Origin of the sequence: Phenylobacterium sp. (assembly GCF_041919955.1) — a bacterium.
Taxonomy (GTDB): Bacteria; Pseudomonadota; Alphaproteobacteria; order Caulobacterales; family Caulobacteraceae; genus Phenylobacterium.
Genome location: NZ_JAYRSU010000034.1, coordinates 1 through 19,886, shown reverse-complemented (window position 1 = coordinate 19,886; position 19,886 = coordinate 1). Strand labels below are relative to the sequence as shown.

The window sequence follows — 19,886 nt, the reverse complement described above, 5'->3', positions numbered from 1 at the left end:
AGATTATTTTCTGCGGCGCGGTCACCCGCTGCGATCGCGCAGCAGCAGGTCGCCGTTCGGGCCCTGGGTCAGGTCGAGCTTATAGAGATGGGCGACGGCCTCGGCCAGGGCGTCGATGTCGCCGGCGCGGAAGACGCCGTTGACCTCGGCCGCGGCGATGTCGCGCCGCGAGGTCAGCCGGATCTTGCGGCGGCTGTAACGGTTGGCTTCGTCCAGCGCCTGGGCCAGCGGGCGGTCGTGAAACACCAATTCTCCCGTCGTCCAACTGACCGCGGCCCGCGCATCGGTGCGGGTCGGCGCGTGATCGGCGCCGGTCGTGATCTGTTCGCCGGGCTTCAGGCGCCAGGCGGCCCCCGCCGAGCGGTCGCGAACCTCGACGGCGCCCTCGACGAGCACCACCTGGACCTGATCGGCGCGCCGCCCGACGTCGAACTGGGTGCCGGTCGCCTCGATCGACGCGGACCCTGCGCGCACCACGAAGGGGCGGGCCGGATCGCGGGCGACGAAGAACATCGCCCGGCCGCGGGTCAGCGCGACCTGCCGCGTCTCCGCGTCCAGCCGCGCGACGATGCGGCTGTCGGTGTCGAGCAGCACTTTCGAGCCGTCGGCGAGCGCCACCTGGCGCTGCTCGCCGACCGCGGTCTCGTAGCTGGGCGGACGCGTCAGCCAGATCCCGCCGCCGGCGGCGGCGAGAAGGACGGCGGCGGCCGCCGCAGCGACCGCGGCGCGCCGGCCGACCTCGCCGCGAGGTCTCGCAAGCCCCTCGCCGCGGGCGAGCGCGTCGTGGACGGCGGCGCGGATCTGCGGATCGTCCTGCAGGCCCTCGCCCTGGCGCCAGAGCGCCTCGATCCGCCCATAGGCCGCATCGTGGGCTGGGTCGGCCCGCCAGGCGTAGAAGGCCTGCAAGGTGGCGGCGTCGACCACCGGGGCGCGCAGCTTGGCGAACCACGCCGCGGCGGCGTCGAGGGCGAGGGCCTGGCGATCGTCCTGCGTCATGGCCTAGTCCGCCAGGCGTTGGGCGCAGAGCGCCAGGGCCCGCGCCAGCCGCCACTCGACGGTCTTGACCGGCACGCCCAGGCGCGCGGCGATCTGGGCGTTGGTCAGGCCTGTGAAGCGGCTGAGCACGATCACATCCCGGAAGAGGGGCGGCAGGGCGAGCACCACCTGCTTGAACAGCAGGGCTTCGAGCTGATCGGGCGCATGGGCGTCTCCGACGGGGGCGGCGTCCTGTTCGAGCCGGGCGGCGAGCCGGCGACGACAGGCTTCGGCGCGCAGCTCGTTGCGCGCGAGGTTGTCGGCCACCCGGGCGAGCAGGGCCTGAGGATGGCGTATTTCGTTGGCCGCGTGAAAGGGGGCGAGGCGAATATATGTCTCCTGCACCAGATGCTCGGTCTCCGGACCGTAGCGGCGCCGCAGCAGGGCCCGCAGCCAGCCGGCATAGCGCCGGTAGAGGCCGGCGAGGTCGGCGTCCTCGGCGGGGCCAAGCGGGCGCGCGCTCTCCGTCGGCGGCGAATGTCGGGCCATGGCCTCGCTCCCTGATGGCGAGGCCGGCCCGGATGTCCGGGTGTTGAGAACATGCTTGAGGCATGCGCCGACGCCTTTAGCCGCAAGCGACCTGGACATGCGCGTCGGCCACGCCGGACAGAAGGGGCGCGGAAAGGGTCGGTCTCAAGCGAGGTTCTCACGCCTCGGCGCCGCAGCCGCAGCGCAACCTGGAGTCTATGTCCGAGGTTTCCGTAAAGGCAAGGTCGCGCCGCAGGCGTCGTGCGCCTGCGCCTTCGCCGAGCTGAGCCGGCCCCCGCCCGGGAGGCCGGCGCCACCTGGACGCGCGGCGGCTGCGCCGGCGCATCTTCTAGGGTCTGGTGGTTTCTGTTCTTGTTATGTTCATCATGCGTCCGCGCCTGCTCATGGGCCCGCCGCGGCCTGCGGCGGGGGCGGGACGCGACCACATTGGCTTCTCGGAGAGACGATATGGACCGCCGCGCTCATCGCGAGATGCTGGCGAGGTTCGGCTTCAGCCATAAGGACCGCGCTCGCCTGCGCGCCATGGCCCGCCGCACGCGCGAGGGCGGCTTCAGGACCCTCTACGCGCCTTGGGAGCTCGATGCGCCCTACACGGCGCTGGCGGTGCGGCCCGATCTTCGCGGCCTGTTCAGCGGCCAGATGATCGGCACGCTCGAAGGCTGCGCCATCCTGGTCTGGCCCCGGCCTCAGACCCGCCTCGACCTCGGCTGAGACCGATCAGGCTCCCTGCGGCCGCGTAGCGGGGGGACCGAACGCTCGCGAATCGACGCGCGGCGGCGCTATGACCTCGGTCCATGAAGCAGCACAGCGGCGAGGAAATTCGCGCGATCATGGCCGACATGCCGGCGGGCCTGATCGAGGATCTGCAGGCGGCGCATGCCGAACACAAGATCACCGAGTACGAAGCCCGCTGGTGGGGCTATCTGATGTTCGCGCGGACCGGCGCCTACGAGGGGACGGAATTCACCATCAAGGTCATGGGCGATGGCGAGGACGTCACCCAGGGCTTCCTGAGCTACGTGCTGGCCGAACGCGCGGGCAACGCACGCCATGGCCTGATCCGCCGGCCCTGGCCGCAGAGCGGGTTGGACCGGGCCGGCGATCAAGGCGGCGGGTCGGTCTGACGAACCGCGCGCCAATAGGGCCAGGGCTTGGCCGACACCTTTTCGATTTCGAACCAGCCCGCGTCGCCGTCGAACGGCAGATCGAAGTGCTCGATGTGCAGGAACCCCGCCGCGCTGCGGCCGCGCCCGTTCGCGGGGAAGGTGAAGAACAACGTCCGGCCCTTGCCGCAAGGGTGGGGCGCACGAATACGGGTCAGCCTGACGGTCCGGCGGCTGATGATCCGACCTAGCGCCACCGCGGCGCGGCACCGCTCGCCTGGCGCGGCGAGGCCGGCGCTGGGCGCCGGTCCGCCCTCAGCCTGGCGGCGATCTCGTCCAGGACGTCGGACACCTGCCAGGCCAGCGCCACGCCCTCGTCGCCGCCCCAGTCCTGAAGGCGTCCCGCCTCGGCCAGACGCTCGATCGCAGCCGGATCGCCCCAGGCGCGGAACGTTTCGATCTCCTCCAGCGCCGTCTCCTCGACCATCTTGCGCGTCATCAGATCGAGCGCGTGAAGGGCGGGGTAGGTCGGAGGGCCTCCCTGAAGCGCAGGTTGGGCGTCGCCGGGCGGAACGGTGGCGGGCATCAGTGTGGCTCCTTCAATGTTCTTGTTTTGTTCATATATCGCCGCGCGAGTCAAGCTGCAACGGGGGGGCTGCCGGGGGCGGCGGCATGGCCCGGCTGCGACGAGCGGTCGGCGAGCGAGCAGCCGAGGGGCGCTCGCCGCGACTGTTGGATTGACCCACATCAAGGCCTCGGACGTTCCAAGATGGTGGGGTGATCGCCCATTGGGGGCCTTGCCGTCGAGGCTTGGCGTTGGAGCGTTGTCGAGGCGGGAGACGAGGCCGTGGCGTATGATGATCTGCTCGTCTGCTTCAGCAGCTACCCCGAACCGACGCCGCCCCGCCTTGGACGGCATCCCTGCGGAGGGCGCTCCGGACGTCTACCCCTTCGGCCTTTGATGCGCTTATGACAGTGGCTGACAGGACCTGCAGGCGATCTCCTGCATCCATCACCCGGGGGGCGGGCGACGTCCGGCGCGCGTAGCGGTGTCGATGGACGATCTCGCCGAGCACTATTTGCGGCGATAGGGATGACGCCAACGCCGCCCGCATCGACCCGCGGCAATCGTGCGAGGCGCTAGGGACGGCGCTGTCGAGCGCGACGTCACACGGAGGTCGAGCTGGGATTCCGTCGTTGCTCGATCTCTTGCAAATATCGCACGAATAAACTAAGTCTGTAGAACTAAGTTCGAGGTGCGCTGTGCAAACCGTCAATATTCACGATGCCAAGACGAATTTGTCGAAGCTCGTCGAAAAGGCGGTCAGGGGTGAGGCGTTCATCATCGCCAAGGCGGGCAAGCCGTTGGTCAAGGTGATCGCCATAGAGCAGGCCGACACGCCCAAGCCGCGCATCGGTTTCTTGAAGGGGAAGATTTCGGTTCCGGACAACTTCAATGAGCTGGGTCAGGCCGAAATCTCCAACCTGTTCCTCGGCGGCTGATGAAGCTTCTGCTGGACACCCATCTGCTGTTATGGGCGGCGGCGGGCGCGGGCCTCTCACCGGCTGCGACAGATCTTATCAACGATCCCGAAAACGACGTCTTCTTCAGTGCGGCCAGCATCTGGGAAATCGCGATCAAGTCGGGGCTGGGCCGACCGGAGTTCCATCTCGACGCCTCGGTCTTTCGCCGGGAACTGCTCGAGAGCGGCTATGAGGAAGTCGCCATAACGGGATCCCACGCCGCAGCGGTGTCGTCCTTGCCTGAAATCCACAAGGATCCGTTCGACCGGATCTTGATCGCCCAGGCTATGGTCGAGGGCGTGGCCCTTCTGACAGCGGACCAGGCCATCCTGTCCTATCCTGGGCCGATACGCTCAGCTCTTTGAAACTTGGCCAGGGTCCCTTCTCGCTCAGAGCTGTTGTGCGCACGACGTCGCCAACTGGCGCGACCTGGTCCCCATGGTTTCGCCCGTTCTGACAGGGCTGCCTCAAAAGGAGGGCGCGGAAAGTCACGCGCCCACGCGCTCAAATTTTTCGCGTGCTTGCCTGAAATCTAGGCTGCGGGAGCGTTCCAGGGCGATCCGTCGCGGTTCGCCCTGACGCCCAGGCGGCGAGGACGGCTAGTCGCAAGTCATGCGCGTGCTCATCATCGATCCGGACTCGGCCCGAGCCGCGCTCGTGCTCGAAGGTCTGGCCGGCGTCGACCCGTTGGAGGCGCGACATTCGACCATTTTTGATGAGGCGGAGGCCCAAGCCTTTGCGCCGGACGTCGTGGTCGTCGCCGCCGCCAGTCCTGACCGCGATACGATCGACAGTCTCGCCAGCCAGCCCCACCCGCGGCCCGTAGTGATGTTTGTCGACCGCACAGAGCCGGGCTTGGCCGAGGCGGCGGTGAACGCCGGGGTGGCGGCCTATGTGGTCGATGGATTGGCCTCGAACCGGGTGAAGACGGTCCTCGAAGTGGCCATGAGCCGCTTTCAGCTCATGCACCAGCTGCGCAAGGATCTCGACAAGGCCAAGTCCGACCTGGCCTTGCGCAAGAGCGTCGAGCGGGCCAAGGCGCTGTTGATGAAGGAGCGCGGTCTCGAGGAGGAGGCCGCCTACCGCATGCTGCGCAAGCTCTCGATGGACACCGGCCGCCCGCTCGGCGCGGTCGCCGCCGACCTGCTGGCCTTCGCCGGCGTGCTCAAGGGAGACGCATCGTGAGCGTGCGCCTGACGCTGGGGTTCGTCCCGCTGGTCGACGCGGCCGGCCTGATCGTCGCCCAGGCCAAGGGGTTCTTCGCGGCCGAGGGGCTGGAGGTGGAGCTGTCGCGCGAGGCGTCCTGGGCGACGGTCCGCGACAAGGTGGCCTTCGGCGCGCTCGACGGCGCCCACATGCTGGCGCCGATGGTGATGGCCCGCACGCTCGGCGCCGGCGGCGATCCGAGCCCGATGATCGCCCCGCTCACCCTGGCCACCGACGCCAGCGCGATCACGGTCTCGGCGCGGCTCGGCCTCGATGTCGGCGCGGGGGCGGCGGGCCTGGCCGGCCTCGTGGCCCGGCGCCGCGAGATGGGCGCCAGCCCGCTGACCTTCAGCGTCGTCTACCCCTACTCGGTCCACAACTACCTGCTGCGGCTCTGGATGGCCGGGGCCGGCGTCGATCCCGACCGCGACGTGAACCTGACCATCGCCCCGCCGCCGCGCATGGCCGACCTGCTGGCCGGCGGGGTGATCGAGGGCTTCTGCGCCGGCGAGCCGTGGAACAGCGTCGCCGTCGCCGCCGGCGTCGGGATCGTCGCCGCCCGCGCCGCCGACATCGCCCCCGGGGCGCCCGACAAGGTGCTGGGCCTGGCCGCCGGTTGGGCGCAGGGCAATCCGCGCACCCTGGCGGCGCTGATCCGCGCCCTGGTCCGCGCCCTGGCCTGGGCGCGGGCGCCGCAGAACCGCCGCAGCCTCGCCTTCCTTCTGGCCGAGCCGCAATACCTCGCCGTGCCGCCCGACGCCGTCGCCGCCGGCCTGCGCAGCGTGGTTTTCAGCGACGGCCGCCCCGATCCGGCCCAGGCCCAATGGCTGCTGGACCAGATGCGCCGCTGGGGCCAGATCCCCGCCGACGCCGCGCCTCAGACGCCGATCTATCGGGCCGATCTCTACGACGCGGCCCTGGCCGACGCCTGAAAACCGGTCAGGCCGCGGCTGTGGCGCCTGGTTTTTGCACTGCAACAAGAATCTGGTCGGGCGGGCCTGCATCGGGGCGTGACGCGCCGCGCCGCCCGATGATCCCTTCTCGTCAGGCCCAGGACAACGGCGTTCGCGGCTTCTCGGACCGGCTCGATGCAGAGCCTCACCGAACCCTCGGCGACGCCGCCGCTTCCGTTCCATCCGCACGGGGCCAAATCCATGCTGAGCCGCTCGTTCCTGAAGGCGGGCCACACGCCCACCCTTCTGTCGTCCTTCCTCTATTTCGATCTCAGCTTCATGGTCTGGGTGATCCTCGGCCCGTTGGGCGTGGCGATCGCCAAGGACTTCCACCTCGATCCGGCCCAGAAGGGGCTGATGGTCGCCGTGCCCGTGCTGGCGGGCGCGCTGCTGCGACTGGTCGCCGGGGTGCTGGTCGATCACATCGGCCCGAAGAAGACCGGCCTCCTCGCCCAGCTGGTCGTGCTCGCGGGTCTGGCCGCCGCGTGGCTGATCGGAATCGATAGCTATCACCAGGTCCTGGCGCTCGGCATCGTGCTGGGCGTCGCCGGCGCCTCCTTCGCCATCGCCCTGCCGCTGGCCTCGCGCTGGTATCCGCCCGAGCATCAGGGCCTGGCCCTCGGCATCGCCGGGGCCGGCAATTCCGGGACCGCCTTGGCGGCCCTGTTCGCCCCGGGCCTGGCCCAGATCTACGGCTGGAGCAACGTCATCGGCCTGGCCTGCCTGCCGCTGGCGCTCGCCTTCGTGGTCTTCGTCCTGTTCGCCAAGGATGCTCCGAACCGCCCGCCGCCCAAGGCCCTGGCCGAATATCTCGACGTGCTGAAGACGCCCGACGCCTGGTGGCTGATGCTGCTCTACGGCGTGACCTTCGGCGGCTTCGTCGGCCTGTCCTCCTCGCTGACCATCTATTTCAACGCCGAGTACGGCCTCTCGCCGGTGGTCGCCGGCTTCTTCACCGCCGCCTGCGTCTTTGCGGGCTCGTTCGTGCGGCCGGTGGGCGGGGCGATCGCCGACCGCGTCGGCGGGGTGCGCACCCTCAGCGTGGTCTACGTCCTGGCAGGGCTCGGCCTGGCCCTGGCCAGCTTCCACGCCCCCAGCGTCTGGATCGCCTTCGGCGTGCTGCTCTTCAGCATGATGGCGCTGGGCGCCGGCAATGGCGCGGTCTTCCAGCTCGCTCCCCAACGCTTCGGCAAGGAGATCGGCGTCGTCACGGGCCTGATCGGCATGACCGGCGGAATCGGCGGCTTCTACCTCGCCGCCAGTCTCGGCTGGGCCAAGCAGGCGACCGGCTCCTACCAGGCGGGCCTGCTGGCCTTCGCGGGCCTGGCCCTCGTCGCCCTGGTCTGCCTGACCGGGGTCAAGGCCCAGTGGCGGCGGACCTGGCTCGCCCCGGCCGGCGCGCAGTCCTGATCGGAGACAGCCCATGACCAAGGAAAAGCTCGTCGTCATCGGCAACGGCATGGCCGGCTGCCGGGCGGTGCAGGAGATCCTCAAGCGCGATCCCGGCCGCTACGACATCACCATCTTCGGCGCCGAGCCGCGGGTGAACTACGACCGCATCATGCTCTCGCCGGTCCTGGCCGGGGAGAAGGCCTTCGCCGACATCGTCATCAACGACGAGGCCTGGTACCGCGACAACGCGATCACCCTGCACGCCGGCCACGCGGTCCAGGCCATCGACCGCCAGGCCCGCCTGGTCCGCGCCGAGGGCGGGCTGGAGGTGGCCTACGACCGGATGATCCTGGCGACCGGCTCCGACCCTATCCGCCTGCCGCTGCCGGGGGCGGACCTCGACGGCGTCGTCACCTTCCGCGACCTCGACGACGTCGAGGCGATGATCGCCGCGGCCGCCCGGCCCGGCGCGCGGGCGGTGGTGATCGGCGGCGGCCTGCTCGGCATCGAGGCGGCCTACGGCCTCGTCCGCCGCGGCATGGCCGCCAGCGTCGTGCACCTGGTCGACGTGCTGATGGAGCGCCAGCTCGACGCCTCGGCCGGCTTCCTGCTGGCCAGCGCGCTCGCCGGCAAGGGCGTGGAGACCGAGCTCGGCGCCGTCTCCGAGGAGATCGTGGGCGAGGGCGGCAGGGTCGCCGGCCTGAAGCTGAAGGACGGCCGCATCCTGCCGTGCGACCTGCTGGTGATGGCGGTCGGCATCCGGCCGAACACCGCCCTGGCCAGGGCCGCCGGCCTGGAGGTCGGCCGCGGCGTGGTGGTCGACGACGCCATGCGCACCTCCGACCCGGCCATCTCGGCGGTCGGCGAGTGCGTCGAGCACCGCGGCCAGTGCTACGGCCTGGTCGCGCCGATCTGGGAGATGTGCAAGGCGCTCGGCGCCGACATGACCGGCGGCGCGCAGGCCTATGAGGGCTCAGTGCTTTCGACCCGCCTCAAGGTCTCCGGCGTCGACGTCTTCTCGGCCGGCAAGTTCGCGGGCGGCGAGGGGTGCGAGGACATCGTGTTCCGCGACGCCGGCCGCGGCGTCTACAAGCGCGTGGTGATCGAGGACGGCAAGGTCGCCGGCGCGGTGCTGTTCGGCGACGCCGCCGACGGCGCCTGGTACTTCGACCTGATGCGGCAGGCCGCCCAGGTCGCCGACATCCGCGAGACCCTAATCTTCGGTCAGGCCGCGACGGAGGGCCTTCGAGGCCTGGACCCTAGCGCGGCCGTTGCGGCCCTGGCGGACGACGCCGAGATCTGCGGCTGCAACGGCGTCTGCAAGGGCGCGATCACCGGCGCCATCGAAAGCCAGAGGCTCTCGACCCTGGACGCGGTGCGGGCGGTGACCAAGGCCTCCGCATCGTGCGGTTCCTGTACGCCCCTGGTCGAAAAGCTGCTGATGGCGAGCCTCGGCGACGCCTTCAAGGCCCAGACGGGCCCCAAGCCGGTCTGCGCCTGCACCGGCCACGGCCACGAGATCGTCCGCAGGCGCATCGTGGCCGAGGGGCTGAAGTCCATGCCCGCGGTCATGCAGGCGCTGGAGTGGTCCACCCCAGACGGCTGCGCCGCCTGCCGCCCGGCCCTGAACTACTACCTGCTCTGCGCCTGGCCCGGCGACTACCAGGACGACAAGCAGTCGCGGTTCATCAACGAACGGGTCCACGCCAACATCCAGAAGGACGGGACCTATTCGGTCGTGCCGCGGATGTGGGGCGGCATGACCACCTCTGGCGAACTGCGCGCCATCGCCGACGTGGTCGACAAGTTCGCCATCCCCACGGTCAAGGTCACCGGCGGCCAGCGCATCGACCTGCTGGGCGTCAGGAAGGACGACCTGCCCGCCGTCTGGGCCGACCTCAACGCCGCCGGCATGGTCTCGGGCCACGCCTACGCCAAGGGCCTGCGCACGGTGAAGACCTGCGTCGGCTCGGACTGGTGCCGGTTCGGGACCCAGGACTCCACCGGCCTGGGCATGCGGCTGGAGAAGTTCATGTGGGGCTCGTGGACCCCGGCCAAGGTCAAGCTGGCGGTCTCGGGCTGCCCACGCAACTGCGCCGAGGCGACCTGCAAGGACATCGGCGTGGTCTGCGTCGACAGCGGCTACGAGATCCATGTCGGCGGCGCGGCGGGCCTGCACATCCAGGGCACGGAACTGCTGACCAAGGTCGCCACCGAGGAGGAGGCGATCTGGACCATCTGCGCCGTGACCCAGCTCTACCGCGAAGAGGGCTGGTACCTGGAGCGGATCTACAAGTGGATGGCCCGCGTGGGCCTGGACTCGATCAAGGCCGCGGTCGCCGACCCGGAGCGCCGCCGCGCCCTCTACGACCGTTTCGCCTATTCCCAGCGGTTCTTCCGCATCGATCCCTGGGCCGAGCGGGTGGCCGGCCGCCACGGCGACGAATTCAACCCGCTCAGCCGCCGCATGGAGTTCGCCCCGGCATGAACGCCCTCGTCAAAGACCCGATCGCCTGGACCGACGTCGGGGCGGTGACCGACATCCCCCTGCGCGGGGCCCGCCGCGTGCCGACCCCGTCCGGCGACGTCGCGGTCTTCCGCACCGGCGACGGGCGCGTCTTCGCCCTCAAGGACGCCTGCCCGCACAAGGGCGGGCCGCTCAGCCAGGGCATCGTTCACGGCCACGCGGTGACCTGCCCGCTGCACGCCTGGAACATCGAGCTGGCCAGCGGCCGGGCCATGGGCGCGGACAAGGGCTGCACGCCGGTCGTGCCGCTGGAGGTCCGCGACGGCCGCATCCTGCTGGGCCGGATCTGACCATGGCCGCGCGGCGCAGCACCTGTCCCTATTGCGGGGTCGGCTGCGGGGTGGCCGGCCAGGCGTCGGGGCGCGACCTGACCCTGGCCGGCGATCCGGCCCATCCGGCCAATGCCGGCCGTCTCTGCTCCAAGGGAAGCGCACTGGCCGCCACGGTCGGGCTGGAAGGCCGGCTGCTGCACCCGGCCATCCGCGAGCGCCGCGCGAGCTGGGAGGAGGCGATCGCCCTGGTCGCCCGCCGCTTCTCCGAGACCATCGCCCGGCATGGCCCGGACTCGGTCGCCTTCTACGTCTCCGGCCAGTTGCTGACCGAGGACTATTATGCGGCCAACAAGCTGATGAAGGGCTTCATCGGCACGGGCAACATCGACACCAATTCGCGGCTCTGCATGGCCTCGGCGGTGGTCGCCCACAAGCTGGCCTTCGGCGCCGACCTGGTTCCCGGCTGCTACGAGGACCTCGATCTCGCCGACCTCGTGGTCTTCGCCGGCCACAACGCGGCCTGGACTCATCCGGTCCTGTTCCGCCGCATGGAGGCGGCGCGCAGCCGCGGCCAGCGCCACGTGGTCATCGACCCGCGCCGCACCGACACGGCGCAGGTCGCCGACCTGCACCTGCCCATCGCGCCCCAGATGGACGTGCGCCTGTGGAACGGCCTGCTGGCCGACCTCATTCGTCGTGGCGCGGTCGACCGCGCCTATATCGACGCCCACATCTCGGGCTTCGCCGAGGTGGAGGCGCAGCTTGCGGCCGCCGATCAGTCTCTCGCCGCCGTCGCCGCCGACTGCGGCCTGGCCCTCGCCGACCTGCAGCGCTTCTACGACCTGTTTGCGCAGACGCCGCGAACGGTCAGCCTGTTCTCCATGGGCTCGAACCAGTCGACCCAGGGCGTGGCCAAGGGGCTGGCGATCATCAACGCCCACTTGGCCACCGGCCGGATCGGCAAGCCCGGCGCCTGCCCGTTCTCGATCACCGGCCAGCCCAACGCCATGGGCGGACGCGAGACGGGCGGCATGGCCACTACGCTCGCCGCCCATATGGATTTCGACGAGGCCTCGCGCGCCCGCCTCGGCCGGTTCTGGGGCGCGCCCCGCGTGGCCGAGCGGCCGGGCCTCAAGGCGGTCGACATGTTCGAGGCGGTTGGCGAGGGCAGGATCAAGGCCCTCTGGGTCATGGCCACCAACCCGGCGGTCTCCATGCCGGACGCCGCCCGCGTGCGTGCGGCCCTGGCCGCCTGTCCGTTCGTGGTGGTCTCCGACTGCATGGACCAGACCGACACCACGGCGTTCGCCCATGTGAAGCTGCCGGCCCTGGCCTGGGGCGAGAAGGACGGCACGGTCACCAATTCCGAGCGCCGCATCTCGCGCCAGCGCGCCCTCTTCGAAGCGCCGGGCGAGGCGCGGGCCGATTGGAAGATCATCGCCGACGTCGCGACCGCCATGGGCTTCGGCGACGCCTTCTCCTGGCGCTCGAACGCCCAGGTGTTCCGCGAATGGGCGCGCCTGACCGCCTATGAAAACGACGGGCGGCTGCTGGATCTCTCAGGCCTGGTCGCCATGAGCCCGACCGACTACGACGCGCTGGGGCCGGTCCAATGGCCGGTGACCGCAGCGGGGGGTACGGCGCGCCTCTTCACGGATGGCGCGTTCCAGACGCCGGACGGCCGGGCGCGAATGCACCCGACACCGGCCGCCGGCCCGGCCCGGGCGCCGGCCTATCCGTTGGCGCTCAACACCGGCCGCATCCGCGATCAGTGGCACACCCTGACCCGCACGGGTCTCGCCCCCGACCTGTGGCGTCACGCCCCCGAGCCCTTCGTCGAGGTCCATCCCGACGACGCCGCGTCGGTCGGCGTGGCGGAGGGGGCGCTGACCCGCGTGCAGACGCCGCTGGGCGAGGCCGTGGTCGTGGCCCGCGTCACCGACCGCCAGCGGCGCGGGAGCGTCTTCATGCCCATGCACTGGACCGGCGCCTACGCCCCGTCCGGCCGCGCCAACGGGCTGGTCGCCGCCAGGATCGATCCGCGCTCGGGCCAGCCGGAGTTCAAGCACACCCCGGCCCGCGTGCGGCCCTATCGCGAGACCTGGCGCGGCTTCTTCCTGGCGCGGGAAGCCTGGACCACGCCAGCCAGGCTGGATCTCGTCTGGCGGCGCATTCCGCAGCAGGGCTGCTATCTCCATGAGTTCGCCGGCCGCGGCGACGCGGCCGAGCGCGAGGCGCTGCGCAAGCTCCTGCTGCGCAACGCGCCGGGCGACGCCCTGCGCTACGAAGACCCCTCGGCCGGTTCGCTGCGCGAAGCCTTCATGGAGGGCGAGCGCCTCGACCGCGTGCTGTTCGCCACCACCTCGGGGGCCTTGCCGCCGCGCGATTGGCTGGCCGAGCTGTTCACAGCGCCGGCCCTGAGCGGTCAGGATCGCGCCGCCCTGCTGATCGGTCGCGCGCCGGGCCGGCCGGTCGACGCCTCGCCGCTGGTCTGCGCTTGCCGCAACGTGCGCGCCGCCGTCATCGACAAGGCCATCGCCGCCGGGGCGCGAGAGATCGACGCCATCGCCGAAGCCACCGGGGCCGGGACCAATTGCGGCTCCTGCCGCCCGGAGATCGCCCGCCTGCTCGCCGCCCGACCGGAGATCGCCGATGCCGCATGACCCCGGAACCGTGAAGCTGGTGGGCGCAGGCCCGGGCGCCGCCGACCTGCTGACCCTGCGCGCCGCCCGTGCGATCGAGGACGCGCAGGCGCTGCTCTACGACGCCCTGGTCTGCGACGAGGTCGTGGCCCTGGCGCCTGCCGCCTGCGTGAAGATCCAGACCGGCAAGCGCGCCGGGCGAGCCAGCATGAAGCAGGAGACCATCAACCGCCTGATGTTGCGCCTGGCCCGCCGCGGCCTGCGCGTGGTGCGGCTGAAGGGCGGCGATCCGTCGGTGTTCGGACGGGTGGGCGAGGAGCAGGCCTTCCTGAACGCCCACGGCGTCGCCACCGAGGTCGTGCCCGGCGTCACCGCCGCCAGCGCCGCGGCCGCCCAGTTCGGCTTTCCCCTGACCCATCGCGGCGAGGCGCGCCGCCTGGTCTTCGCCACCGCCACGACCCGTGACGGGACACTGACCGACACCGGCTGGGCCGCCGACCGCGAGGCGACCCTGGCGTTCTACATGGGCCGCAACCAGTTGCCGGCGCTCGCCGCGCGGCTGGTCGCGCAGGGCCGCAGCCCCGACACCCCGGTCATGGCCGTCGAGAACGCCGGCCGCGCCGACGCTCGCGCCATGCCCGGTCGTCTCGGCGACCTCGGCCAGGCCCTGGCGGCCGTGGGCTGCGAGGGGCCGGTCGTCGTCGTGGTCGGCGAGGCCGTGGCCCACGCCGCGGCCTTCTCCGATCTCGAAGTCCCCGCAACCCCGGTCGAGGCCCGCTCATGAACGACGCCCAGCTCTTCGCCTTCGAGGCCGACTTCGTCGCCAGCCTGCGCTGCATTCCGATGGCGGTGCGGCTGAAGCTCGACCGCAGCGGCGTGAAGCTGACCCTGCGCCAGTGGAGCCGCTTCACCCTCGAGGACCGCCGCCGGCTGCTCGAAGCGCTCTGTCGCACAGTCCAGGAGATCGCCGCCTATCGCGACGAATTGGTCCACCTCGTCGCCGCGCGTACGGGCGAAGCCGCCAGGGGGTTGACCGATCCGCCCGCGCCGATCTGGGAGGAGGCGGCCGAGACGCCGCCCGTGGTCGCCGCATATGCGCGCTCGATCGGCGCGTCTGCGCCCCAGCCGCACCAGTGGGCTGCGCTCTCCGACCTGCAGCGCTTTGCTCTTGTGAAGCTGAGCAGGGACAACCACGACAACGTCAACTTCCTGCCCGCGATGGCGGAGTTCGGGTTGTTGCGCCGGGAGCAAGGGGGCTAACAGAGAAGCCGAATGCCGCCTAGGTGTCGTTGCCAAGGAGATTGTTCACCCTGGTCCAGGGGGAGGCCGCCGAGGCCGGCGTGGGCTGTCGAGGTTGTAGGCGTCACTGCATGGCACATGGCGTCGGCGCGCGCAGTCGATGAGCCATAGGGGCGCGTAGGGCTCAACGAACCTCCCGTTGCACACGCTGGCTCCAGGGCTAGAGAGGCCCCGCTCGCGGCAGACCCGGCCGTTCGGCGAAAGGCCGGCGCATTGGCGATCCTCTGCCGCGGCCGTCCCGCCTCAGTGAGCGCCATGGTCATGACCCACCCTCATGGCGTCCAGCCGCTTCAGCGCTGCGAGCACTTCGGTGAGTGGAACCGGCTCGACGGTGCCGAGCAGCCATCTGAGACGCGGCTCGTCTTGAACCGCGCAGGCGTCGGACGCCCACGACGAGAGAATCTCCCGCTTGTCGAGCACCGTGAGATGAGGGTCCTTCACCACGTCGTCGGGGTTCTGAAAGCCGACCGCAGGACGAACGCCGCGTTCGAGGGCGGTCCGGAGACTGCAGGGCGTCGGCGCGCCCTTCACGTCAAAGATCTGTTCCGACGTTGCAAGCCGCATCATGGTCTCTCCTGTAAACTCCTTTCTTCAACGGCTCCCGAAGGGGTCTGTCGGCTCGGTCAGTGGCTGGTCGCCCCCGTGTTGGTGGGGATCCATTTCACCCGCGACTGGCTCTGTGCGGACTTGGGAGCGGGCACGGCGAGCACTCCCTTGCGGAACTTGGCCTGGACGCGATCCTCGTCGATGTCGCCGAGCGCCAGGCGGCGCTCGAAGGGGCCATAGACACGCTCGGTGAAGGCGCGGCCGCGGTCCTCGGTCTCGGCTCGCTTTTCGCCGCGCAGGATCAGCACGCCGTCCTCGAACAGCACCTCGACGTCCTTTTCCTCAAGGCCCGGCGACTCCGCGGTCACGCGGTATTCGCTGTCGGCGTCCTGCACCGCGATCTGGGGCCAGGCGGCCCGGCCGCTCCAGCGCGACGGCGTGTCGAAGCCGCCGAAGACGTCGTCGAACAGCCGGTTCATCTCCCGATGCAGGGTCAGCAGCGGACCGGCCGCGGTGTCCTGCGTAGCCGGCAGCGAGCGGTCCCGATTATCGGTCCATGTCCAGGGAACAAGATCGCGCACGCAATCCTCCTTTCGTCACATGCGCCGGAGCGCCTGGAGGGCGCCCCGGACTTCAGGTTGAGGGTTCGGCGCGTCAGGCAGCGCGGTCTTCCGCCTCGTCCTGGCGGAGGCGGCGCACATTGGGGATCGCCTCCGAGCCGCCGATCTCGATGCGCCGCGGCCTCAGTGCCTCGGGAACCTCGCGGGCCAGGTCGATCGCCAGCACGCCGTTGTCGTAGCTGGCGGCCTTGACCACCACGTAGTCGGCCAGTTCGAACCGGCGCTCGAAGTCGCGGGCCGCGATGCCGCGGTGCAGGTAGGTGCGCGCGCCGTCCTCCTCCTTGGCCTTGCGGCCGGCGACGATCAGGAGGTTTGGCTGCGCCGTGATTTCGAGCTCGTCGGCCGCGAAGCCGGCGGCGGCCAGGGTGATGCGATAGCCGTCGTCGCTGGTCTTTTCGACGTCGTAGGGCGGATAGCCCCGGTCTCCCTCGCTTCTCATCGCGCTGTCGATGAGGTCCGCCATGCGGTCGAAGCCGATCACCGACCGGTAGAGCGGGGAGAAGTCATATGCCGTTCTCATTTCCATCTCCTCAGAACGAGCAAGTTGGACCTGAGAGGCGCCCGGAAGCGCGGGCGCCCCCTGACTGTCGTCGAGCCCTTGCGGCGCTCGACGGCGAAAAAATTAGGAAGGCCCAAAACGGCGTCAAGGCGCCTGCTTGCGGATTTTTTCACGGCGCCGAACTCGGTCGCGGACGGGCCGCAGGCGAGCCGTCGCAGAGCGAATACTGGATCCGGAATGAGCCTGCCGCCCAACCCCCTGTCTGTGATGGTCACGATGTTCGTGACCATCGGCCCGATCGAAGCCGCCGTGGTCTTCACCGTCTTGACCTCGGGCATACATCGGCCTGGCCGCACGGTCCGTGATCATAGCGGGGCGGGCGGAGATCCGGCGTGCTGCTTGCAGGCCTGGCCGTGCAGTTCATCTTCGAGGGGGCGCGAGAGGCGGCTCTGTTTGCGCCGGCCTAGGCGAGGGATCGGGCGGCGGGCTCGGCTTGCGCCCGGCTGAATCCGGCCCTCAGCCGCATCGGCCTTCTGGATAGCCTTATCACGAAGGCCCGCGGCCGATCCGTCGGCCGGCGGCAAGGGCCTTGGGCGGACGGTGTCCCTGGCCCATAGCCAGGGTGCTGCTGGCCCAAGGGGCCCGGTCTTAGGGGGCAGGCTTGTTTCCGGTCCACCCCCCGCTCGCCAGGCCGTTGGCCGCCGCGGTCAGATCGCCGCCCCAGTTTTCGAGCGCCTGGCAAATGTCGGCATGGCTGACGCCGAAACGGTCCACCATGTCCTGAGCCTTGACGAAAGCGAGACTGCCGGCGGGCGGTGATTCTTTGCTTTTGAGGTACTCCGAGATGTCGATCTGTCCAGCCAGGATCGACAGAGCTCCGATCAATTCGTGCGCGCGAATGTCCTCGATCGGCATGGCCAGCGGATCGGCGTTGACACCGCGCTCCACCGCCGTCTTGGAGAAGACCTCCTCCTGGCCGTCTTCGATCAGTTCGTTCGGTTGGACCACTGGACAACTCTCAGTGCGGGGGAGAGCGGCCGGCGAATCGAAGCAGCCGCTAGGGGCGAGCGGCAATGCGCCGGGAAGGCGACCCGCCGCTGAATGTGACGTTCCGCCTCGTTCATCTGGGTCTGCAAACGGTCGGCCGGCCGAACTTGCGTCGCAAGCATCGCGCGTTGAACGGCGCACCCCGTTCATTCCGCAGCGTGCGCGTGGGGCAGGCGCGCGGCCCAGAGCACACCCCGGTAGGCGTTGAAGCACTGTTCGCCGCAAAGCAGCCGCATGATCGCGCCCTCGGCGATGAACGGCGCGCACTCGGGGTCGTCCTGCACCAGCGGGATCAGCGCCTCGGCGTTCCAGGCCTTGGAGTGTTCGACGTCGAGGTGCGCATGCAGGGCGAAGTACTTGCGGGCCACGGCCGGCGCGCTGAGGCGCTTCAGCCCGTCGGCCACCAGCGACACCCGCGTGGGGGCCGTCAGTTCGACCACCCCCAGCGCTCCGACCGACTGGTAGACGTAGCGGCGATTGGCCGCCAGGGCGGTCATGGTGTTGGCCAGGGCCAGGGACTGCCAGAGCGTCCGCTCGATGCTGGGTTTCAACCCCAGCGCCAGGACCGTGCGTTCGAGCATCGGACCATGCATGCCGGCGGCATGGCCGCGGCCCATTTCGTCCCAGTAGTTCCGGGCCAGCTCGAGCTTCGCCCTCTGGGGCAGCTTGACCTGTGTCATGGCCACCAGATCCTCGAAGCCCGCCTCGCCGGCCGCCTCCTGGGTCAGGAACCACTTCATCTCGTCCATGTCGGCCTGGGCGCCGAGCCAGTCGAAGAGCGGATCCCACTGGCCAGGACCGGTCTGCTTCAGCTGTTCGAACCACTCGACGAACGCCTGCGGCTTGCGCGGGGCTTCGGCGACCAGGGGCGCGACGAGCAGGCGGAAGTCTTCGATGAAGCGGCCTTCGACCCGACGCATCGCGCTGTCCATGGCCAGTCTCGCCGACCAGTCAGCGGTCGGCTTTCCGAGGGCCAGACGGTCATGATTCCAGTGTACGAGGGCCTCATGCAGCGTCTGCGCATCAGCGAAGTCGGCGGTTACGCCCAGACGGGCGAATTGAGATTCGAGAAGCAAGTTGGTCTCCCTGAATACTGAGCAAGCGTGCGGCGGGGCGGGGCGTTCCTATGTCGGAGCGCCGACCCAAGCCGGGTCATGGGGCGAGGGGGGCGGGGCGGCGCCGGTCGAGATCGAACAGGTCGCCGCAGGCCAGGACATGCAGCGTCACATCGTGAAGAGAGAGCGCGTTCTTCGGATCGGCTTCCGAGACGTTGGAGTGAGACACGCCCGCACCGTCCACGACATAGACGGCGCCGGAGCCGAGCACCTCGAACCGCGCTTGCCAGGTCGACCAGGGGAATGGCGAGCGCCGGGCCTCCGACCTGGACGATCACGCGCTCCACGGACGTGCGCAGGCCCAGCGCCTGCAGCAGGCCGAGCGCGCCGTCCGCGGCGATGGTGCAGGTCTCCACCCGCTTACGGGACAGCACCGTCATGGCCGACAGCAGGCAGCCGCAGGGGAATATCGCCTCCGGGATTTCCTGGCCCTCTTGCGCCACGATCATGTCGCGTTGAAGCGTCACGCGCCTCAGGTGCGGCGCGAGGCGCGCCGCGTCGGCGTCCGACAGGGAGGCGAGCAACAGGTTCGACATGGCTGCGCCTTGGTCGCGAGCGGGCAAGGGGGGCTCCAGGCTGCCGGAGGCGAAACGAGGCGCGGCTAGTGCAATGCTGCGGGTGGAACCTGCCGCCCCTCGAAGGACTTCGGCTCCTGCGGAGCGCCGCTCCCGCCGACATAGCGCTCGTATTCTTCGCGGAAACGAAGGGTGAGGAACGCCTGGTTCTCATGGTCCGCCTTCAGCTCGAGGAACCACGACCCTTCTTCTTCGAACATGTGGTGCAGGACGGCTCCGCGAATGTGTTCCAGCCTATCGAGCCAGGCCTCGTCGGTCGGGTCGATGCGCTCGAGCTCGGCCATTTGCATCTTGGCGGTGGTCTGCTCGGTATAGGCCATCGTGGCGTGGCCCTTCTCGCCGGCCTTCGCCAGGGCCGGATAGAGCACCACCTCCTCGGCGAGCGCGTGGCCGTTGAGCACCAGCGCCAGGGCCTTCATCGCTTGAACGCGTGAGGCGGCCGGCGCGGTACGGCAGGCTTCAAAGGCATTTCGGATCAGGCCGTGATGGTCGAGCGCCATGGACAGCCAGTCTCCCGCCTCCGCGGCGGCGCGCGCCCTCGCCGTGGCTTCGGCGCGGTGTTCTTCGGATTCGGGCGGCGTGATGGCCCCAAGCACCTTGTCGACAATGGACATGTGGATCTCCCGTTGATGCCAACCAACGGACCCGGCAAGGCGATGTTCCGATCTCAACATTTGTTATGCCATGACAGCCGTTTCGCCCAAGACTTCCCAACGGCGGCGTCAATCAGCGCGGCGCCCCGAGGCCGTGGGGCCTTCCTGAGCCGGGCCGGCCAGATCATCAACGGCGGTCCCCGGACACCCGAGGAGGCGGGCACCCTGAGCCTGGCCAAGCGTGGAACATCGTCGAGGCTATCGCCCGGGCGAGCATCTGATGCCGGCCCTATTCCCCTTTGGCTTCTTTGATACCCCCAACTCTCTGGCGAGTTCGACCGACCTGCGCACTGTCCGCCGTCAGCGCCAATGGCACAGATTTGAGGTTGTGATTTAAGGAGGATTTGGGCTTCGTCGTAGTGACGAAGGAACGAAGATGAAGCCCAAAT

At 69.8% G+C, this 19,886-nt stretch carries 23 protein-coding genes; 12 read left to right on the top strand and 11 right to left on the bottom strand.

The genetic code is table 11. The annotated features are described in order from the left end of the window. Positions 1-21 precede the first annotated feature (21 nt). Positions 22-996: a FecR domain-containing protein gene (locus ACE3T2_RS19995; RefSeq protein ID WP_374660630.1), complete on the bottom strand. Its 975-nt coding sequence runs from the start codon at positions 994-996 to the stop codon at positions 22-24. Between the two features lie 3 nt (positions 997-999). After that, positions 1,000-1,524, bottom strand: a complete 525-nt coding sequence (locus tag ACE3T2_RS19990; RefSeq protein ID WP_374660628.1) for an RNA polymerase sigma factor — start codon at positions 1,522-1,524, stop codon at positions 1,000-1,002. Between the two features lie 447 nt (positions 1,525-1,971). Between ACE3T2_RS19990 and ACE3T2_RS19985 the strand changes: the two genes are divergently transcribed. Both ACE3T2_RS19985 and ACE3T2_RS19980 read left to right on the top strand, forming a co-directional pair. Beyond that, positions 1,972-2,235 carry a hypothetical protein gene (locus ACE3T2_RS19985; protein ID WP_374660626.1) on the top strand — a complete coding sequence of 88 codons (264 nt, stop codon included), beginning with the start codon at positions 1,972-1,974 and terminating at the stop codon, positions 2,233-2,235. Between the two features lie 83 nt (positions 2,236-2,318). Beyond that, positions 2,319-2,648: a hypothetical protein gene (locus ACE3T2_RS19980; RefSeq protein ID WP_374660624.1), complete on the top strand. Its 330-nt coding sequence runs from the start codon at positions 2,319-2,321 to the stop codon at positions 2,646-2,648. Here the strand turns inward: ACE3T2_RS19980 and ACE3T2_RS19975 are convergent. Next, a complete protein-coding gene (locus tag ACE3T2_RS19975) occupies positions 2,627-2,800 on the bottom strand; it encodes a hypothetical protein (RefSeq protein ID WP_374660622.1) in 174 nt (57 codons plus the stop codon). The genes ACE3T2_RS19980 and ACE3T2_RS19975 overlap by 22 nt on opposite strands. Positions 2,801-2,874: 74 nt before the next feature. Continuing rightward, positions 2,875-3,213 (bottom strand): hypothetical protein, encoded by a 339-nt coding sequence (locus ACE3T2_RS19970; protein WP_374660620.1) that lies wholly within the window; start codon positions 3,211-3,213, stop codon positions 2,875-2,877. 677 nt (positions 3,214-3,890) lie between these two features. On the opposite strand from ACE3T2_RS19970, the gene ACE3T2_RS19965 reads away from it, so the two are divergent. The 10 genes from ACE3T2_RS19965 to ACE3T2_RS19920 all read left to right on the top strand — a co-directional run bounded on the left by ACE3T2_RS19965 (position 3,891) and on the right by ACE3T2_RS19920 (position 14,403). After that, positions 3,891-4,130: a type II toxin-antitoxin system Phd/YefM family antitoxin gene (locus tag ACE3T2_RS19965; protein ID WP_374660618.1), complete on the top strand. Its 240-nt coding sequence runs from the start codon at positions 3,891-3,893 to the stop codon at positions 4,128-4,130. Beyond that, the gene (locus ACE3T2_RS19960; RefSeq protein ID WP_374660616.1) at positions 4,130-4,516 is read left to right on the top strand and encodes a type II toxin-antitoxin system VapC family toxin; all 387 of its coding nucleotides are present in this window, start codon (positions 4,130-4,132) and stop codon (positions 4,514-4,516) included. Before ACE3T2_RS19965 ends, ACE3T2_RS19960 begins: the two co-directional genes overlap by 1 nt. Positions 4,517-4,763: 247 nt before the next feature. After that, complete coding sequence (locus ACE3T2_RS19955) at positions 4,764-5,336, top strand: ANTAR domain-containing response regulator (protein ID WP_374660614.1); 573 nt, start codon at positions 4,764-4,766, stop codon at positions 5,334-5,336. Then, positions 5,333-6,289, top strand: a complete 957-nt coding sequence (locus ACE3T2_RS19950) for an ABC transporter substrate-binding protein (protein WP_374660612.1) — start codon at positions 5,333-5,335, stop codon at positions 6,287-6,289. The genes ACE3T2_RS19955 and ACE3T2_RS19950 overlap by 4 nt, the downstream gene beginning before the upstream one ends. A 222-nt stretch (positions 6,290-6,511) precedes the next feature. Then, a complete protein-coding gene (locus ACE3T2_RS19945) occupies positions 6,512-7,720 on the top strand; it encodes a nitrate/nitrite transporter (RefSeq protein WP_374660656.1) in 1,209 nt (402 codons plus the stop codon). Positions 7,721-7,733: 13 nt separating this feature from the next. Next, the gene (nirB, locus tag ACE3T2_RS19940) at positions 7,734-10,190 is read left to right on the top strand and encodes a nitrite reductase large subunit NirB (protein WP_374660610.1); all 2,457 of its coding nucleotides are present in this window, start codon (positions 7,734-7,736) and stop codon (positions 10,188-10,190) included. Beyond that, positions 10,187-10,519, top strand: a complete 333-nt coding sequence (gene nirD, locus ACE3T2_RS19935; RefSeq protein WP_374660608.1) for a nitrite reductase small subunit NirD — start codon at positions 10,187-10,189, stop codon at positions 10,517-10,519. Before nirB ends, nirD begins: the two co-directional genes overlap by 4 nt. 2 nt (positions 10,520-10,521) lie before the next feature. Then, a complete protein-coding gene (locus tag ACE3T2_RS19930; protein ID WP_374660606.1) occupies positions 10,522-13,164 on the top strand; it encodes a molybdopterin-dependent oxidoreductase in 2,643 nt (880 codons plus the stop codon). After that, positions 13,154-13,927: a uroporphyrinogen-III C-methyltransferase gene (gene cobA, locus ACE3T2_RS19925; protein WP_374660604.1), complete on the top strand. Its 774-nt coding sequence runs from the start codon at positions 13,154-13,156 to the stop codon at positions 13,925-13,927. The genes ACE3T2_RS19930 and cobA overlap by 11 nt, the downstream gene beginning before the upstream one ends. Beyond that, entirely contained in the window at positions 13,924-14,403 is a 480-nt protein-coding gene (locus tag ACE3T2_RS19920) for a nitrate reductase associated protein (protein WP_374660602.1), read from the top strand. The genes cobA and ACE3T2_RS19920 overlap by 4 nt, the downstream gene beginning before the upstream one ends. Positions 14,404-14,685: 282 nt before the next feature. Here the strand turns inward: ACE3T2_RS19920 and ACE3T2_RS19915 are convergent, their stop codons facing one another. From ACE3T2_RS19915 to ACE3T2_RS19885, 7 genes are all read right to left on the bottom strand, one after another. Beyond that, a complete protein-coding gene (locus ACE3T2_RS19915; RefSeq protein ID WP_374660600.1) occupies positions 14,686-15,009 on the bottom strand; it encodes a hypothetical protein in 324 nt (107 codons plus the stop codon). Positions 15,010-15,065: 56 nt separating this feature from the next. Then, entirely contained in the window at positions 15,066-15,569 is a 504-nt protein-coding gene (locus ACE3T2_RS19910) for an Hsp20/alpha crystallin family protein (RefSeq protein WP_374660598.1), read from the bottom strand. Positions 15,570-15,642: 73 nt separating this feature from the next. Then, entirely contained in the window at positions 15,643-16,128 is a 486-nt protein-coding gene (locus ACE3T2_RS19905; RefSeq protein WP_374660596.1) for an Hsp20 family protein, read from the bottom strand. Between the two features lie 627 nt (positions 16,129-16,755). Beyond that, on the bottom strand, positions 16,756-17,115 hold the full coding sequence (locus ACE3T2_RS19900) for a hypothetical protein (protein WP_374660594.1): 360 nt from the start codon (positions 17,113-17,115) through the stop codon (positions 16,756-16,758). 185 nt (positions 17,116-17,300) lie between these two features. Then, a complete protein-coding gene (locus ACE3T2_RS19895; protein ID WP_374660592.1) occupies positions 17,301-18,230 on the bottom strand; it encodes an iron-containing redox enzyme family protein in 930 nt (309 codons plus the stop codon). A gap of 76 nt (positions 18,231-18,306) precedes the next feature. Further along, positions 18,307-18,438: a hypothetical protein gene (locus ACE3T2_RS19890; protein ID WP_374660590.1), complete on the bottom strand. Its 132-nt coding sequence runs from the start codon at positions 18,436-18,438 to the stop codon at positions 18,307-18,309. Between the two features lie 432 nt (positions 18,439-18,870). Beyond that, entirely contained in the window at positions 18,871-19,458 is a 588-nt protein-coding gene (locus tag ACE3T2_RS19885; RefSeq protein ID WP_374660588.1) for a hemerythrin domain-containing protein, read from the bottom strand. Positions 19,459-19,886: the final 428 nt, after the last annotated feature.

What these genes read in the sequence shown, in the direction of transcription:
- ACE3T2_RS19995 (WP_374660630.1), bottom strand. Translation starts at nt 996, where the DNA reads ATGACGCAGGACGATCGCCAGGCCCTCGCCCTCGACGCCGCCGCGGCG.
- ACE3T2_RS19990 (WP_374660628.1), bottom strand. Translation starts at nt 1,524, where the DNA reads ATGGCCCGACATTCGCCGCCGACGGAGAGCGCGCGCCCGCTTGGCCCC.
- ACE3T2_RS19985 (WP_374660626.1), top strand. Translation starts at nt 1,972, where the DNA reads ATGGACCGCCGCGCTCATCGCGAGATGCTGGCGAGGTTCGGCTTCAGC.
- ACE3T2_RS19980 (WP_374660624.1), top strand. Translation starts at nt 2,319, where the DNA reads ATGAAGCAGCACAGCGGCGAGGAAATTCGCGCGATCATGGCCGACATG.
- ACE3T2_RS19970 (WP_374660620.1), bottom strand. Translation starts at nt 3,213, where the DNA reads ATGCCCGCCACCGTTCCGCCCGGCGACGCCCAACCTGCGCTTCAGGGA.
- ACE3T2_RS19960 (WP_374660616.1), top strand. Translation starts at nt 4,130, where the DNA reads ATGAAGCTTCTGCTGGACACCCATCTGCTGTTATGGGCGGCGGCGGGC.
- ACE3T2_RS19955 (WP_374660614.1), top strand. Translation starts at nt 4,764, where the DNA reads ATGCGCGTGCTCATCATCGATCCGGACTCGGCCCGAGCCGCGCTCGTG.
- ACE3T2_RS19945 (WP_374660656.1), top strand. Translation starts at nt 6,512, where the DNA reads ATGCTGAGCCGCTCGTTCCTGAAGGCGGGCCACACGCCCACCCTTCTG.
- nirB (WP_374660610.1), top strand. Translation starts at nt 7,734, where the DNA reads ATGACCAAGGAAAAGCTCGTCGTCATCGGCAACGGCATGGCCGGCTGC.
- nirD (WP_374660608.1), top strand. Translation starts at nt 10,187, where the DNA reads ATGAACGCCCTCGTCAAAGACCCGATCGCCTGGACCGACGTCGGGGCG.
- ACE3T2_RS19930 (WP_374660606.1), top strand. Translation starts at nt 10,522, where the DNA reads ATGGCCGCGCGGCGCAGCACCTGTCCCTATTGCGGGGTCGGCTGCGGG.
- cobA (WP_374660604.1), top strand. Translation starts at nt 13,154, where the DNA reads ATGCCGCATGACCCCGGAACCGTGAAGCTGGTGGGCGCAGGCCCGGGC.
- ACE3T2_RS19920 (WP_374660602.1), top strand. Translation starts at nt 13,924, where the DNA reads ATGAACGACGCCCAGCTCTTCGCCTTCGAGGCCGACTTCGTCGCCAGC.
- ACE3T2_RS19915 (WP_374660600.1), bottom strand. Translation starts at nt 15,009, where the DNA reads ATGATGCGGCTTGCAACGTCGGAACAGATCTTTGACGTGAAGGGCGCG.
- ACE3T2_RS19905 (WP_374660596.1), bottom strand. Translation starts at nt 16,128, where the DNA reads ATGAGAACGGCATATGACTTCTCCCCGCTCTACCGGTCGGTGATCGGC.
- ACE3T2_RS19885 (WP_374660588.1), bottom strand. Translation starts at nt 19,458, where the DNA reads ATGTCCATTGTCGACAAGGTGCTTGGGGCCATCACGCCGCCCGAATCC.